The organism is Streptomyces sp. KM273126 (assembly GCF_004337435.2).
GTDB classification, from domain to species: Bacteria; Actinomycetota; Actinomycetes; order Streptomycetales; family Streptomycetaceae; genus Streptomyces; species Streptomyces acidicola.
The window spans coordinates 5544376-5559833 of record NZ_SJXB02000001.1; the positions used below are offsets into that span (position 1 = coordinate 5544376).

Annotated in this window: 12 protein-coding genes and 1 pseudogene; 5 read left to right on the forward strand and 8 right to left on the reverse strand. The window is 70.6% G+C overall.

The window, feature by feature from the left end; translation table 11 throughout:
• Nucleotides 1-44: 44 nt before the first annotated feature.
• The 3 genes from opcA to tkt all read right to left on the reverse strand — a co-directional run bounded on the left by opcA (nucleotide 45) and on the right by tkt (nucleotide 4717).
• Entirely contained in the window at nucleotides 45-980 is a 936-nt protein-coding gene (opcA, locus tag E0500_RS23675; RefSeq protein WP_131563295.1) for a glucose-6-phosphate dehydrogenase assembly protein OpcA, read from the reverse strand.
• On the reverse strand, nucleotides 977-2551 hold the full coding sequence (zwf, locus tag E0500_RS23680; protein ID WP_165934983.1) for a glucose-6-phosphate dehydrogenase: 1575 nt from the start codon (nucleotides 2549-2551) through the stop codon (nucleotides 977-979). Before zwf ends, opcA begins: the two co-directional genes overlap by 4 nt.
• A gap of 72 nt (nucleotides 2552-2623) precedes the next feature.
• Nucleotides 2624-4717, reverse strand: a complete 2094-nt coding sequence (gene tkt / locus E0500_RS23685; protein ID WP_131563294.1) for a transketolase — start codon at nucleotides 4715-4717, stop codon at nucleotides 2624-2626.
• Nucleotides 4718-4887: 170 nt separating this feature from the next.
• Between tkt and E0500_RS23690 the strand changes: the two genes are divergently transcribed.
• On the forward strand, nucleotides 4888-5844 hold the full coding sequence (locus E0500_RS23690) for an AraC family transcriptional regulator (RefSeq protein WP_131563293.1): 957 nt from the start codon (nucleotides 4888-4890) through the stop codon (nucleotides 5842-5844).
• Nucleotides 5845-5897: 53 nt separating this feature from the next.
• Here E0500_RS23690 and E0500_RS23695 read toward each other — a convergent pair whose 3' ends face one another.
• Nucleotides 5898-6839, reverse strand: coding sequence for a LysR family transcriptional regulator (locus E0500_RS23695; protein ID WP_131563292.1), 942 nt, complete (start codon nucleotides 6837-6839; stop codon nucleotides 5898-5900).
• Between the two features lie 201 nt (nucleotides 6840-7040).
• On the opposite strand from E0500_RS23695, the pseudogene E0500_RS45030 reads away from it, so the two are divergent.
• Nucleotides 7041-7208: pseudogene (locus E0500_RS45030) on the forward strand (PHP domain-containing protein); the annotation flags it as partial.
• Between the two features lie 115 nt (nucleotides 7209-7323).
• Here the strand turns inward: E0500_RS45030 and E0500_RS23705 are convergent.
• Entirely contained in the window at nucleotides 7324-8712 is a 1389-nt protein-coding gene (locus tag E0500_RS23705) for a glycoside hydrolase family 16 protein (RefSeq protein ID WP_131572320.1), read from the reverse strand.
• A 423-nt stretch (nucleotides 8713-9135) separates the two neighbouring features.
• Nucleotides 9136-9768: a DUF4232 domain-containing protein gene (locus E0500_RS23710; RefSeq protein WP_131570851.1), complete on the reverse strand. Its 633-nt coding sequence runs from the start codon at nucleotides 9766-9768 to the stop codon at nucleotides 9136-9138.
• Between the two features lie 544 nt (nucleotides 9769-10312).
• Between E0500_RS23710 and E0500_RS23715 the strand changes: the two genes are divergently transcribed.
• Nucleotides 10313-12103, forward strand: coding sequence for a sulfatase-like hydrolase/transferase (locus E0500_RS23715; RefSeq protein ID WP_131570849.1), 1791 nt, complete (start codon nucleotides 10313-10315; stop codon nucleotides 12101-12103).
• A 42-nt stretch (nucleotides 12104-12145) separates the two neighbouring features.
• Here the strand turns inward: E0500_RS23715 and E0500_RS23720 are convergent, their stop codons facing one another.
• Together E0500_RS23720 and E0500_RS23725 are read right to left on the reverse strand one after the other, a co-directional pair.
• Nucleotides 12146-13015 (reverse strand): IclR family transcriptional regulator, encoded by an 870-nt coding sequence (locus E0500_RS23720; protein ID WP_131570847.1) that lies wholly within the window; start codon nucleotides 13013-13015, stop codon nucleotides 12146-12148.
• 63 nt (nucleotides 13016-13078) lie between these two features.
• Nucleotides 13079-13540 carry a MarR family transcriptional regulator gene (locus E0500_RS23725; protein ID WP_309505243.1) on the reverse strand — a complete coding sequence of 154 codons (462 nt, stop codon included), beginning with the start codon at nucleotides 13538-13540 and terminating at the stop codon, nucleotides 13079-13081.
• 128 nt (nucleotides 13541-13668) lie between these two features.
• Here E0500_RS23725 and E0500_RS23730 point away from each other — a divergent pair, with 128 nt between their 5' ends.
• The gene (locus E0500_RS23730; RefSeq protein ID WP_165935219.1) at nucleotides 13669-13818 is read left to right on the forward strand and encodes a hypothetical protein; all 150 of its coding nucleotides are present in this window, start codon (nucleotides 13669-13671) and stop codon (nucleotides 13816-13818) included.
• A 110-nt stretch (nucleotides 13819-13928) separates the two neighbouring features.
• Nucleotides 13929-15434: a long-chain fatty acid--CoA ligase gene (locus E0500_RS23735; protein WP_131570845.1), complete on the forward strand. Its 1506-nt coding sequence runs from the start codon at nucleotides 13929-13931 to the stop codon at nucleotides 15432-15434.
• Nucleotides 15435-15458 lie beyond the last annotated feature (24 nt).

Genomic DNA, 15458 nt, shown 5'->3' on the forward strand with positions numbered 1-15458 from the left:
GGGCGGCCGCCGGCGCGGCGGTCGACGGGTCGAGACCGGGGACGTCACACATGGGTCGCGGTCTCCTTCGTGTGCTCGCCCCGCAGGGTGACCGCGTACATCTCGTCCGCGTCGAGCCGACGCAGCTCCTCGGCGATCAGCTCGGACATGGGGCGCACCTTCAGGGCGAGGGTGCGTGCGGGCTGGCCCGGCAGGGTGAGCGTGGCCAGCGGGCCCTCGGGCCGGTCGATGACGACCTCGCCGTTCTCGGTGCCGAGCCGGACCCCGGTCACCACCGGCCCGGCGGTGACCACCCGCTCGACGGGCACCCGCAGCCGCACCTGAAGCCAGCGCGCCAGCAGCTCGGCGCTCGGGTTCTCGGCCTCGCTCTCGACGGCGGCGGACGTGATCTCCGTGCGGGCCTGGTCGAGGGCCGCGGCCAGCATCGAACGCCAGGGGGTGAGCCGGGTCCAGGCCAGGTCGGTGTCGCCCGGCGCGTACGAGACGACCCGCTGCTCCAGCACGGCGATGGGGTTCTCGACGGCGTACAGATCGGTGATCCGGCGCTGGGCCAGGGCGCCGAGCGGGTCCTTCGAGGGCACCTCGGGCGCGTTCACCGGCCACCAGACGACGACCGGAGCGTCCGGCAGCAGCAGTGGCAGGACCACGGAGTCAGCGTGGTCGGCCACGTCGCCGTACAGCCGCAGCACGACCGTCTCCCCGGTGCCCGCGTCCGCGCCCACGCGGACCTCGGCGTCCAGGTGGGACCTGGTGCGCTCGCGAGGGGTGCGGGCCAGCCGCTTGATGACGACCAGGGTGCGCGAGGGATGCTCGTGCGAGGCCTCCTCGGCGGCCTTGAGCGAGTCGTAGGCGTTCTCCTCGTCGGTCACGATGACCATCGTCAGGACCATGCCCACGGCGGGAGTGCCGATGGCCCGGCGTCCCTGCACGAGCGCCTTGTTGATCTTGCTTGCCGTGGTGTCGGTGAGGTCGATCTTCATGGCCTGCGCCAGCTCCGTCCATCTCGTGCGAGCATCTCGTCGGCTTCCTCGGGCCCCCAGGTGCCCGAGCGGTACTGCGCGGGCCCGCCGTGCCGCTCCCAGTGCTCCTCGATCGGGTCGAGGATCCTCCAGGACTCCTCCACCTCCTGGTGGCGGGGGAACAGGTTGGCGTCGCCCAGCAGCACATCCAGGATCAGGCGTTCGTACGCCTCCGGGCTGGACTCCGTGAACGACTCGCCGTACGCGAAGTCCATCGACACGTCCCGGATCTCCATCGAGGTACCCGGCACCTTCGACCCGAAGCGAACGGTCATGCCCTCGTCGGGCTGGACCCGGAAGACGACCGCGTTCTCGCCGAGCTCCTCGGTGGCGGTGGAGTCGAAGGGGGAGTGGGGCGCCCGCTGGAAGACCACCGCGATCTCGGTGACCCTCCGGCCCAGGCGCTTGCCCGTCCGCAGATAGAAGGGGACGCCCGCCCAGCGGCGGTTGTCGACCTCCAGCTTGATCGCCGCGTACGTGTCGGTCCGCGACGTCGGGGCGATGCCCTCCTCCTGGAGATACCCGGGCACCTGCTCGCCGCCCTGCCAGCCGGGCGCGTACTGGCCGCGCACGGTGTGCGCTCCGAGGTCCTCCGGCAGCCGCACTGACTTGAGGACCTTGAGCTTCTCGGTGAGCAGCGACTCCGCGTCGAACGCGATGGGCTCCTCCATGGCGGTCAGCGCCATCAGCTGGAGCAGGTGGTTCTGGATGACGTCCCGGGCCGAGCCGATGCCGTCGTAGTAACCGGCGCGGCCACCGATGCCGATGTCCTCCGCCATCGTGATCTGGACGTGGTCGACGAACGACCGGTTCCAGATCGGCTCGTACATCTGGTTGGCGAAGCGCAGCGCCAGTATGTTCTGGACGGTCTCCTTGCCCAGGTAGTGGTCGATACGGAACACCTGCTCCGGGTCGAACACCTCGTGCACGATCGCGTTCAGCTCGCGGGCACTGGCCAGGTCGTGACCGAACGGCTTCTCGATGACCGCGCGCCGCCAGGAGCCCTTCGGCGCGTCCGCCAAGCCGTGCTTCTTCAGCTGCTGGACGACCTTCGGGAAGAACTTCGGCGGCACGGAGAGGTAGAACGCGAAGTTGCCACTGGTGCCGCGGGAGGCGTTCAACTCCTCGACGGCGCCGCGCAGTTGCTCGAACGCGGCGTCGTCGTCGAAGTCGCCCGGCACGAACCGCATGCCCTCGGCGAGCTGCGCCCAGACCTCCTCACGGAACGGCGTACGAGCGTGCTCGCGCACCGCGTCGTGCACCACCTGCGCGAAGTCCTGGTCCTCCCAGTCGCGGCGCGCGAACCCGACGAGCGAGAAGCCCGGCGGCAGCAGACCACGGTTGGCCAGGTCGTACACGGCCGGCATCAGCTTCTTGCGGGACAGGTCACCGGTCACCCCGAAGATGACCAGGCCCGAGGGGCCCGCGACACGGGGGAGCCTGCGGTCGCGGGGATCGCGCAGGGGATTGGCCCCACGGACCTCGACAGCGTCCCTGAAGTCCTCACTGCGGGTGAGAACCTGCTCACTCATTCCCCGTCAACTCCCTTCCTCGCCGCACTCGCTTTGGTGGTCACAGTGATCATCTTTCTTCAGGCGCTCCCATCAACTGCGGGCTGCGGCCCGGGCAGTGACCGAACTGAGCACAGCCCGGGCCGCGTTGACGACGTTCTCGGAGGTGAAGCCGTACTCGGCGAACAGGGTCCGGGCGTCCGCGGAGGCACCGAAGTGCTCCAGCGACACGATCCGTCCCGCGTCACCGACGTACCGGTACCAGGTCAGCCCGATACCCGCCTCGACCGCGACACGGGCCTTCACCTCCGGCGGCAACACGCTCTCGCGATAGGCGCGCGGCTGCTCCTCGAACCACTCCACGGACGGCATCGACACCACCCGCGTACCGACTCCCTCCGCCTCCAGCCGCTCGCGGGCGGCGACGGCGAGCTGCACCTCGGAACCGGTGGCGATGACGATCACGTCCGGCGTCCCGGTCGAGGACTCCAGGAGGACGTAACCACCCTTCGCCGCCTGGAGGTTGGGGGCATACGTGGGCACGCCCTGACGGGTCAGCGCGAGACCGTGCGGGGCCGGACGGGTGGCGTGCCGCTTGAGGATCTCGGCCCACGCGATGGCGGTCTCGTTGGCGTCGGCCGGGCGGACGATGTTCAGGCCCGGGATGGCACGCAGGGAGGCGAGGTGTTCGACGGGCTGGTGGGTGGGGCCGTCCTCGCCGAGACCGATGGAGTCGTGCGTCCACACGTACGTCACAGGGAGCTGCATCAGCGCCGACAGGCGTACGGCGTTGCGCATGTAGTCGGAGAAGACGAGGAAGGTGCCGCCGTAGATGCGGGTGTTGCCGTGCAGCGCGATGCCGTTCATCTCCGCGGCCATGGAGTGTTCACGGATACCGAAGTGGATGGTGCGGCCGTAAGGGTCCGCCTCCGGCAGCGGGTTGCCCGCGGGGAGGAACGAACTCGTCTTGTCGATGGTGGTGTTGTTGGAGCCCGCGAGGTCGGCGGAGCCGCCCCACAGCTCGGGGATCACCGTGCCGAGCGCCTGGAGGACCTTGCCGGACGCGGCACGCGTGGCGACGGACGCGCCCTCCTCGAAGACCGGCAGCGCCTGCTCCCAGCCCTCGGGCAGCCGGCCCGCGACGACCCGGTCGAAGAGCTGGGCGCGTTCCGGGTTGGTGCCGCGCCACTCGTCGAGCTGTTTGCTCCAGGCGGCGTGCGTCTCGGCGCCCCGGTCCAGGGCCTCCCGCGTGTGGGTCAGCACCACGTCGGCGACCTGGAACGTCTCGTCCGGGTTGAAGCCGAGGACCCGCTTGGTGGCCGCGACCTCCTCCTCGCCGAGCGCCGAGCCGTGTGCGGCCTCGGTGTTCTGCGCGTTCGGGGCGGGCCAGGCGATGATCGTGCGCATCGCGATGATCGAGGGGCGCGCGGTCTCGGCCTGAGCCGCCCTGAGCGCGCCGTACAGCGCCGGGACGTCGACGTCGCCGTTGAAGGCGGGCTCGATCCGCTGGACGTGCCAGCCGTACGCCTCGTACCGCTTCGGTACGTCCTCGGAGAACGCGGTGGCGGTGTCGCCCTCGATGGAGATGTGGTTGTCGTCGTAGAGGAACACCAGATTGCCGAGCTTCTGATGGCCGGCGAGCGACGAGGCCTCGGCGGAGATGCCCTCCTCCAGGTCGCCGTCGGACACGATCGCCCAGATGGTGTGGTCGAAGGGCGACTCGCCCTCGGGCGCGTCCGGGTCGAACAGGCCACGCTCGTAGCGGGCGGCCATCGCCATGCCCACCGCGTTCGCGACGCCCTGGCCCAGCGGGCCGGTCGTGGTCTCGACGCCCGCCGTGTGCCCGTACTCGGGGTGGCCGGGTGTCCTGGACCTGTGCGTCCGGAACGCCTTCAGGTCGTCCAACTCCAGTTCGTAGCCCGCGAGGAAGAGCTGCGTGTAGAGGGTCAGCGAGGTGTGACCAGGGGAGAGGACGAAGCGGTCACGGCCGGTCCACTCGGGGTCGGCGGGGTCGTGTCGCATCACCTTCTGAAAGAGGGTGTACGCGGCCGGGGCGAGACTCATCGCCGTACCAGGATGGCCGTTGCCGACCTTCTGCACCGCGTCGGCCGCGAGGATACGGGCGGTGTCGACGGCACGGCGGTCGAGGTCGGTCCACTCGAAGCGATCGGATGTCTGGGTGCTCATCTTCAAGAAGTCCTCACGAAACGGGAAGCCATTGCCGGTTCGCCTTCAAATCTAAAAGTCTGACTTTTGCCGGGGAAGGTCTGCCTGTGTCAGCCTTCGGTGAAAGTGGGACAACGACCGCAGGGCAGACTGTCGGGCGGACCGCAGGGCCGAGCCGCCGCGAGAGGGACATGGCAGACAGAACCCCGACCCCCCGAGACGCTGAAGGAACCTCCCGAACCTCAGAGGGAACCTCCCGAGCCCCGGAGGGAACCTCCCGTGACGGTGATGGGATCAAGACGTTCCCCTTTCCCGTCGACCGCAGCCTCTCCGGCGTCGGCATGCAGGTCGGCCGCATGGACCCGGACCGCACCTGGCACCCGGACGTGCCCCTGGAGCGTGTGCACCGCATCGACTTCCATGTGGTCATGCTGTTCGGCGGCGGCCCCGTGACCCACATGATCGACTTCGCCGAGTACGAGGCCTTCGACGGCGACGTGCTGTGGATCCGTCCCGGCCAGGTCCACCGCTTCTCCCGTACGGCCGGGTACCGCGGGACCGTCCTGACCATGCAGCCCGGCTTCCTCCCGCGTGCCACCGTCGAGGCGACCGGCCTCTACCGCTACGACCTGCCCCCGCTGCTGCGCCCGGACGCGGCCCGGCTCGCCGCTCTACGGCACTCCCTCGACCAGCTGGAACGCGAGTACACCGACACCGAGACCCTCCCGCTCAGCCTGCACACCGCCGTGCTGCGGCACTCCCTCACCGCGTTCCTGCTCCGCCTGGCCCACCTCGCGGCCGGTACGGCGGAAGCCGAGCGCCGGCGGGCCGACACCACCTTCACCCGGTTCCGGGACGCCGTCGAGAAGGGCTTCGCGGCCAACCACAGCGTCAGCGCGTACGCCGACGCGCTCGGCTACTCCCGCCGCACGCTGGTGCGCGCCGTCCGCGCCGCCACGGGGGAGACGCCCAAGGGCTTCATCGACAAGCGGGTCATCCTGGAGGCCAAGCGTCTGCTGGCCCACACGGACATGCCGATCGGCCGCGTCGGCGCCGCGGTCGGGTTCCCCGACGCGGCCAACTTCTCCAAGTTCTTCCATCTGCACGCGGGGGTGACTCCGGTGGGGTTCCGGGCGGAGCTGCGGTGAGGGGGACCCCGTTTGGTCCGAGTGCAGGAGGGGCTGGGGGATCAGAACACCTGCTAGGCCGGGATGTCCGTCCCTCCCGGTAGCCAGACCTTTGCGGCCCTGCCGGGCGGCCGGAAGCCCGCCCGCATGTACGACACCAGGTTCCGCAGCCCGGGGTGCCGGTTGTGCGAGTGCCAGACCAGGGACCAGGGATACGTCGGTGCGGGGGACGTGAGGGGGATCCGGCGCAGGGTCTCGTCCTCCGGCCAGGTGAGGCGGGTCTTCCGTCCTACGAAGGTGACCAGCGAGCTCGATGCGCCGATCGTCTCCAGGAGTGACTCCGGGCCGAAGTTCGGGCCACTTGAGTCGATGACCAGGGAGAACGCCTCGCCGAACTCACGGTAGAACTCGCCCCACTCACTGCCGCCGACGATTCCGGGCATCCAGGCGGTGAAGGGACCCAGATCTCCGGGACCGAGCTGTTCGGCCCCAGCGAGCGGGTGCCGCGCACCGACGACGACGTCCAGCCCCTCGAAGTGCACGAACGCGCTCTTCAGCAGCGGGTCACGTTCCTCGACGGGGCTCCGCAGGTACGCGAAGGCCACGTCGATCTCGCCGTCCAGGAGCGCACGGACAGCCGCGTCGGCCTTGGCGAGGGTCACCGTCTCCAGCGGGATGTCCGGGTGCGTGCGATGGAAGTCCCGCAGTATCTCGGCCGACGCGAGATGACTGCGCAGCACGTCGACCCTGAGGGGCTCTCCGGCGGTCCGTACCGACGCGACGGCCTGCCGCACCGCCATCAGGACGGCACGCGCGTGCGGGAGGAAGGACTCCCCGTGCCCGGTGAGGACGGCACCCGTGGGCACACGCCTGAACAGGGCGACACCGAGGTACGACTCAAGCGCCGCGATGCGTTTGGACACCGCCTGCTGGGTCACTCCGAGACGAGCGGCAGCATGCCGGAACTGTCCTTCTTCCGCCACGGCGACGAAGGCACGCACGGACTCCAGATTCACCCGGGGGACGCTAGCACTCGACAACGACGGGTTGTACGGCGGTCTGCTCCCGTTGTTTGAAACCGCTGTGGGCGCCGGGCTTGGATGACGATCCCGACGACGAATCCGTCGTCGAAATCTCCACGACGAATCCCGACGACGTGTCGCTGCGCGCGAACGGCACGTGCACATCTGATTCCAGAACCGACCCAGGAGCAGACGGTGCCCGAACCTTTCACGCACCTGCACGTCCACACCCAGTACTCGCTGCTGGACGGTGCCGCGCGGCTGAAGGACATGTTCAACGCGTGCAACGAGATGGGCATGACGCACATCGCGATGTCCGATCACGGCAACCTGCACGGGGCGTACGACTTCTTCCACTCTTCTTGGCCGACCTCAAGGCGGCGGTGACGCTGACCCGGGTGACGTAGTGCGGACCCGGCCGGGAGTCACCCCGGCCGGGTCCGCGTGGGGTCGCCCCCGCCTACAGCCGACTTCTCGCTCAGCGGCCGAAGTTGAACCAGTTCACGTTCACGAACTCCTGGGGCTGACCGCTTGTGAACGTGAGGTACACGTCATGGGTCCCGGTGACACCGCTGATGTTCGCCGGGACCGTGCGCCAGGACTGCCAGCCGCCCGTGTTGCCGATGGCGAAGCTGCCGAGCGGCGGGTTCGTACGGCTGTCCAGGCGGACCTCGACGAGGCCGCTGACGCCCGAGGGGGCGCCGCTGGCGACGCGGGCGTTGAACTGGGTGGCCGCCGTGGAGCCGAAGTTGACGCCCCGGTAGAGGGCCCAGTCGCCGTTCGCGAGGCCGCCGATGTTCTGGCCGCCGCCCGAGTCGGAGGTGGACTCGGTGCTCACGCCGGTCTGGCTGTCGTACGACTCGGCCTGGATGGCGCTGTACGCGTCACGGTTGCCGGTCGGCGGTGGGGTGGTGCCCCCGCCGGCCGACAGTACCTGGACGTAGTCCACGACCATGGGGTTGCCGGGCTGGGTGTCGCCGTCCAGGCCGCCGCCGAACGCGTCGGGGAAGCCGCCGCCCATCGCCACGTTCAGGATGATGAAGAAGCCGTGGTTGGTGGCGTTGGCCCAGGTCGTCGCGTCGACCTGGTTGGCGGTCACCGTGTGGTAGTTGTTGCCGTCGACGTAGAAGCGGATCGCCTCCGGGCTCACCGAGCGGTCCCACTCCATGCTGTAGGTGTGGAAGCCCGACTGGCACGTGGTGTTGGGACAGGCCGTGGAGTTGCCGATGCCGGTGCTCTCGTTGCACGGGCCGCCGGGGTTGGTGCCGCAGTGCATCGTGGACCACACGCGGTTCAGGCCCTGGACGTTCTCCATGATGTCCAGCTCGCCGATGCTCGGCCAGTTCTGGTAGTTGCCGCGGAAGGGCGCGCCCAGCATCCAGAACGCGGGCCAGTAGCCCTCGGCCGCGACGCCGGTGACGTTCGGCATCTGGATACGGCCCTCCACGCGCAGCTTCCCGCCCGAGGGGGGCTGGAAGTCGGTGCGGTTGGTCTCGATGCGGCCCGAGGTCCAGTTGCCGGCGGAGTCGCGCCGTGGGGTGATGCGGAGGTTGCCGTTGCCGTCGAGCGCGACGTTGTTGGTGCTGTTCGTCATCGTCTCGACCTCGCCGGTGCCCCAGTTGGCGGGGCCGCCCGGGTAGGAGGTGCCCGTCGCGTACTGCCAGTTGGAGGTGTTGACGCCGGTGCCCGCAGGGCCGTCGAAGTCGTCCACGAAGACCTGGGTCCAGCCGGCCGACGGCGGGGGCGCGGACGCCTGTGCCGCCGAGGCCCCGGCCGCGGCCAGGCTCAGCGCGCTGGCGAGGGCGAGGAGTGTACGACGCAGGCGGCCCCGTCTGGGGGGTGCGGAGGGCGTGGGGGTTTTCCTCATGAGTACCTCTTTGCGTACGGAGTGGGGTGCGCAGGTGCTGAGGCGAGCGCCCTGGGGAAGACCGTGCTTGAGAGCGCTCTCAACGAGAGGTGCGGGGCCAATGTGCTCCCCGTTACTCGGGCCGTCAAGAGGTGAAGCGGCGAAAGTTCCTTGGGAGAGGGGCGAGTTCACACCCTGAAGGAGACGTCTCCGTACGGGAAGTGCCGTATGAGGCATGCTGGGGCTGGGGCTGGGGCTGGGGCTGGGGCTGGGGCTGGGGCTGGGGCTGGGGGCGGCCATTGTCGGTGATACCCCCGGTGCGGGGCGGGGACGGATGATTTCCCTGTCAGGTCCAGCGTGTTGGGGGCTGCGGGGCTTTGCATCCGCACTGGCGGGTGCTCGGGTAGTGGTGCGGTGCGGCCTGAGCACCCTGGGACGTGCTGGTCAGCCGCCCTGACCGGCGCTCCCCATCGGGCCGACCTTCACCGGGGAGCCGGAACCGTCCGTGACGGGCAGCGTGTCGGCGCCCGGCCAGTCGAGGGTGACCGACTTCGTCTCGTCCGGCGGGGTCACCACCAGTCCCGTGACGCGGACGCCGGAGCCACCCGAGTCGTTGATCGGGTAGTTGATGCCGAAGGCCACCGACTCCCCGTCCTTGAGGATGCCCGGGGTGACCTCCTCGCCACTGCGCTCGGCGGACAGCGACCCCGCGCTGGTCTTCAGGTCGACGCCCGCGTACCCGGAGATCGCGCAGTCCCGGCCGCCGCCGTTCGTCAGCTGCACCGCGACGGTGCCATCGGGGTCGCCATCGACGGTGTGGTCGATCGCCTTGAACTCCAGCTCGTCGGTGCGGCACTTGCCGACCTCGCCGTTCTCGTTGGAGCCGGTCCCGGCGACCGTGCCCTGCCCGCCGCCCTGATCCGAACCGCCCGAGGCCGAACCGCCGCCCGAGGAAGCCGCGGTGGACGCGGACGACGGGTCGCTCTGCGCCGTGCCGCCATCGTCGTTCTGGCAGGCCGTGAGCGAGAGACCCGCGGCAACGGCCAGGGCGGCGAAGGTGAGCTTGCGAACGCGCATTGTTTCTTCCTCAGTATCGGTTGGGGTACCGGCTGCTCGGTACGAGTCGGTACGAGCGAGTATTTCTGATCACCAGGACCCGTTCGGTCCGGCGAACCGTTCCGCCCAACCACCCCCTAATACATCCCCGTTACACGCACAGCCAGGCACAACGCCCACCACCACCGGGCACATCCCGTCCGCACCCGCCCCTCCTGCGCCCTTCCCCGGCCGCCGTCCGGCGCGGGAAACGAGGCCCGAGCAACGGCGCGCCACTGTCGATCCAGCAGGGAAGGGTCGGCGGGTGACCGGACGGCGGCCACCCGCGCGCAGGGGTCCTGACAGCGCGCGGACGATCTCGTGCGAAGATCACTCCTGGTCCAGGGAACCAGAACCCGGGATTCCCCCTCTCTAGGGTCGGGTGCCGCCCGAAGCTCCCCCCGAGGTTGCGGGCGGCACCCGGTGACCTGCAACAAGGTGTTCATGCCCTGTGCATGGTCCTGCACGGAGAGTCCCCTTGATCATCGGTTTACGACCAGCACCAGCCCACCGACAGGAGTTCCGCATGCCCAGCCGCCGCCGTTTTCTCGCCGGGTCCGCCGCCCTCGGCGTGGCCGGAGCGGCGGCCGGGTGTTCCGCCGGCAAGGAGGCCGGGCGCGGAGACGCGCCGCCGGCCGGCCGGCCTTCCCCTTCGGTTGTGCCCGCCGCGCAGCCCAAGGGGCAGCGGCTCAACTTCCTGGTGGTCCTCGCGGACGACCTCGGCTGGGGCGAACTCGGCAGTTACGGGCAGAAGCTGATCCACACGCCCCGTCTCGACGCCCTCGCCGCCGAGGGTCTGCGGTTCACCGACGCGTACGCCGCCGCCCCCGTCTGCGCGCCCTCACGCTGCTCCCTGCTCACCGGACTGCACAGCGGCCACGCGACCGTGCGCGAGAACCCGTGGGGCGCCGGTGGCCAGGCCGGCCTCACCGAGCAGGACTTCACCTTCGCGGAGGCACTGCGTGCCTGCGGCTACCGCACCGGCCTCATCGGCAAGTGGGGCTTCGGCCCCGAGACACCGGACCAGCCGAGCCACCCCAACTCCCGGGGCTTCGAGGAGTTCTACGGCTATCTGACACACGGCCACGCCCACGACTACTTCCCCGACTACCTCTGGGACAACGGCACCCGGCAGGAGATCCCCGCGAACCGGGACGGCGCCCGCGAGGTGTACGCGCCCGACCTCATCCAGCAGCGCTCGCTCGACTTCATCGACACGCACAAGAACGAGCCGTTCCTGCTCTACCTCGCGCCGACCGTCCCGCACGCCCCCAGCACCGACCCGGACCTCGGCCGGTACGCGGAGGCCCCCTGGACCCGCCCCAACAAAGCGCACGCCGCCCAGGTCACGTCCTTCGACACCCTCGTCGGCAGCGTCGTCGACCGGCTCACCGAGCACGGTCTCGCCGAGCGCACACTCATCCTCGTCACCAGCGACAACGGCCCGCACGAGGAGGGCGGCACCGACCCCGACCTGTTCGACGGCAACGGCCCGCTGCGCGGCTACAAGCGCAACCTGTACGAGGGAGGCATCCGGGTGCCGCTCATCGCCTGGTCGAAGGGCCGCGTCCGGGCCGGGACCACCGACCGGCCGACCCCGCTGATCGACGTCCTGCCGACCTTGGCGGACCTCGCGGGCGCACCCGTCCCCACGGACATCGACGGCCTCTCGCTCGCACCGCTGCTGCTCGGCGCCCGGAAGACCGCCCATGCCCCCTATCACGATCACCTGTACTTCTACCGCAACCACAGCGGCGGCTCCCCGCGCGCCAACGCCGTCGACGGCGGCCGGATACGGCGCCTGTCCGAGGCCGTGCGTCGCGGCGACTTCAAGGCCGTGCGGTTCGCGCCCGGTCAGGACCGGCGGGCGCCGGAAGACCGCTGGCAGGTCGAGCTGTACGACCTCGCCAAGGACCCCGGAGAGCAGGACGACCTCGCGGCGGCACGGCCCGGTGAGGCCGACGCCCTGGTCCGCCTCATGCGTGAGTCGTGGGCCGACACCTACGAGCGCAAGCCCTTCGGCGTCACCCTCGAAGTGACCCGGCAGGGCACGGAGTTCCTCGTGATCGCCACCCTCGCCAACGGTTCCGCCCGGCCCTGGACGGCCGCCGGGCTCGTCCTCCAGGCGCCCGGCCGCTGGCAGGTGCGCTCGCTGGGCCCGGCGACCGAGGACCGCGTCCCTGCGGGCGGCCGGCTCACCGCCCGCTGGACGGTCACGCCCTCCGCGGGCGCCAAACGCGGCTGGCTCACCTGCCGGGGCACGGCCACGCACGCGGGGATGCCGGTGGCGTACGCGGCACAGGCGGTCGCGCAGTAGACGCAGGCTGTGCCGGTATGCGGCTCCGCCGCGTGCGCCGGGTCAGCTCCCTGTCCCCGGCTGCCACCCCAGCGCCCGGGAGATGCCCCGCGCCGCCAGCCGAACCGCCGGGACCAGCGCCGGGACCTGCGCGCCGGCCTTGGGCACCACCACGGACACGGCCGCGACGACCGTGCTGTCCCGGCCGCGGACCGGGGCGGCCACCGAGAGGGCGTCGTCCGTGACCTGGCGGCTGCTCACGGCGGCGCCCGTGCGCCGGACCTCGGCCAGGACGCGCCGCAGGCGCGCTCCGTCGGCGATGGTGTACTGCGTGAACGCGGTCAACGGCCCCGCGCAGTACTCCTCCTGGGAGGCCGGATCGCTGTGCGCGAGCAGGGCGAGGCCGACGCCCGTGGCGTGCAGCGGCCAGCGGGCGCCCACACGGATGTGGACGCCGACCGCCGAGCGGCCGGACAGCCACTCGATGTAGACGACCTCGCCGCCGTCCCGCACCGCCAGCTGCACGTTCTCGTGTGTCGCCTCGTACAGGTCCTCCAGGTACGGCAGCGCGATCTGCCGCAGCGCCAGCCCGCGCGGGGCGAGGGCGGCGATCTCCCAGAGCCGTAGCCCCACGTGGTAGACCCCGGAGCCGTCGCGCTCCAGCGCGCCCCACTCGGTGAGCGCGGCGACCAGCCGGTGCGTCGTGGTGAGCGTGAGTCCGGACCGGCGGCTTATGTCGGTGAGGCAGAGCGCGGGGTGCTCGTGGTCGAAGGCGGCGAGCACGGCGAGCAGCCGACCGGGCGCGGACCGCGCGGACGAGGGGGAGGGTGGCGCGGACGAAGGGGACGACGGCGCGGACGAGAGAGAGGACGGCGAGGACGGTGGCGGCGGAGGCGGTGTCGGAGACGGGACGGTGTCGGCGGTCATCGGCATGGCATCGGCTCTGTCTCTGCTCGGGCCGGCTCCCTGCGCGGGCCGGTTCTCGGCTCGGTCGGCTCAGCTCAGCTGGGTCTCGGCGACCTTGCGCAGCAGAGTGTGCAGGGTGTCCCGCTCGGCCGGATCGAGGCCCTGGAGCAGGGTGTTCGTGACGCGCAGCCCGGCCTCGTCGGTGTCGCGGAGGAAGGCCCGCCCCTTGGGCGTGAGCACCACGATGCGGCTGCGGCGGTCGTCGGGCGACGGGCGCCGCCCGGCGAACCCGAGCTTCTCCAGATCGTCCACGAGCCCGACGATCGCACTCGGGTCGTAGCCCAGCCGAGAGCTCAGCTCGCGCTGCAACGCGCCCTCCGAGGTGGCCAGGAACCGCAGCAGCGCGTAGTGGCGCAGCCGCAGCCCCGACTCCTGCAGGAACGCGTTGAACAACTGCCCGGACCGCAGGCCCAGCCGGTACAGCAGGTACCCCGTGTCCGTGTGCAGCGTGCGCATCCACGGCTCCTGTGCGTCGATGAGTGCGGGGCCCACGGCCTTGTCGGTGGCGTGCTGCTGGCCGGCGATGACTGGCTCCCTGGGCCGGGCCCCGGCGGGGCGGTTCGTACGTCCGCCTTCAGCATGCCGCACCCTCGATAGGGCAACAACTATTGGCGACAACAATGATTGCCCTTGGCTTCGCTCCCGTAGTCGCAGCCGCAGGTTGGGGCGAGGACTTCGGTACCCCGGAGGGCGACAAGGTGGCACTCTGGTCGCAGCCGCGGGAGGTCGGGACGGCGTACGCGAACGGCGACTGGACCCCGGAGGCGTGATGAACCCCGCCAACCTCGCCCACCCCGGCACCAAACCCCGGCGAGCGAGTGCTCGGGCCGGCGCAACCGTAAGGGACACCCCATGTGCAAGGACGGACAGGGGCAGACAGATGCGCAATGACGGACTGGGATCGTGGCCCGCGCGCCGGGCCCGCAAGACACCGCACCGCACCGCTCTGGTCCACGGCGACGCCACGCTCACGTACGCGGACCTGTACGAGCGCACCACGCGCCTCGCCCACGCCCTGCGCGGCACGGGGGTCAGCCGAGGTGACCGGATCGCCTATCTGGGGCCCAACCACCCCTCGTACCTGGAGACGCTGTTCGCGGCCGGTACGCTCGGCGCGGTCTTCGTCCCGCTCAACCCCCGTCTCGCCGGACCCGAGATCGCCCACCAGCTCGCCGACTCCGGAGCCAAGGCCCTCGTCCACCGGCCCTCACACGCGGGGCTCGTCGCGGGCCTGCCCGGCGACATCGGTGTGCGGACGTACATCGAGGTCGGCGCCGAGTACGAGGCGCTGCTCGCCGGGGCCGAGACCGAGCCGATCGACCAGCCCGTCACGCACGACGACACCTGCGTCATCATGTACACCTCGGGCACGACGGGCCGCCCCAAGGGCGCGATGCTCACCCACGGCAATCTGATCTGGAACGCGTTCAACGTCCTGATCGACCACGACCTGGTCGCCGACGAACGCGCCCTGGTCTCCGCCCCCCTGTTCCACACGGCCGGGCTGAACATGCTCACCCTGCCCGTGCTGCTCAAGGGCGGCACCTGCGTCCTCGTCGAGACGTTCGACCCGGCGGGCACCTTCGACCTGATCGAACAGCACCGGATCACCTTCATGTTCGGGGTGCCCACGATGTTCGACCAGATGGCCCGGCACGAGCGCTGGGCCCGCGCGGACCTGTTCAGCCTGCGCATCCTGACCTGCGGCGGCGCACCGGTTCCCACCCCGCTCATCGCCCGGTACCAGGAACGCGGACTCACCTTCCTCCAGGGCTACGGCATGACCGAGGCCGCGCCCGGCGTGCTCTTCCTGGACGCCGAACACGCCGTCAGCAAGGCGGGCTCGGCGGGTGTTCCGCACTTCTTCAGCGACGTACGGGTCGTACGGCCCGACATGACGCCCGTCCGTATCGGCGAGACCGGTGAGGTCGTCGTCCGTGGCCCGCACGTCATGCCCGGCTACTGGGGGCTCCCCGAGGAGACGGCCGCCGCCTTCACGGACGGCTGGTTCCGCAGCGGGGACGCGGCCCGGACCGACGAGGACGGCTACGTCCGGATCGTCGACCGCATCAAGGACATGATCATCTCCGGGGGCGAGAACATCTACCCCGCCGAGATCGAGGACCGCATCCTCGCCCACCCCGACATCGCCGAGTGCGCCGTCATCGGCGTGCCCGACGAGAGGTGGGGCGAGGTGCCGCGGGCGGTCGTGGTCCCCCGCGACGGCGCCACGGTGAACCCCGACGAGGTGCTCGCCTCGCTGGCCGGGCACCTCGCCAGGTACAAGATCCCGAAGTCGGTGGTGCTGACGGACGAACTGCCCCGCACCGCCTCCGGAAAGCTCCTCAAGGCCCGGGTGCGCGAGCGCTACGGCACGGATTCCTGAGCAAGGAACGCCATAAGCACCCGC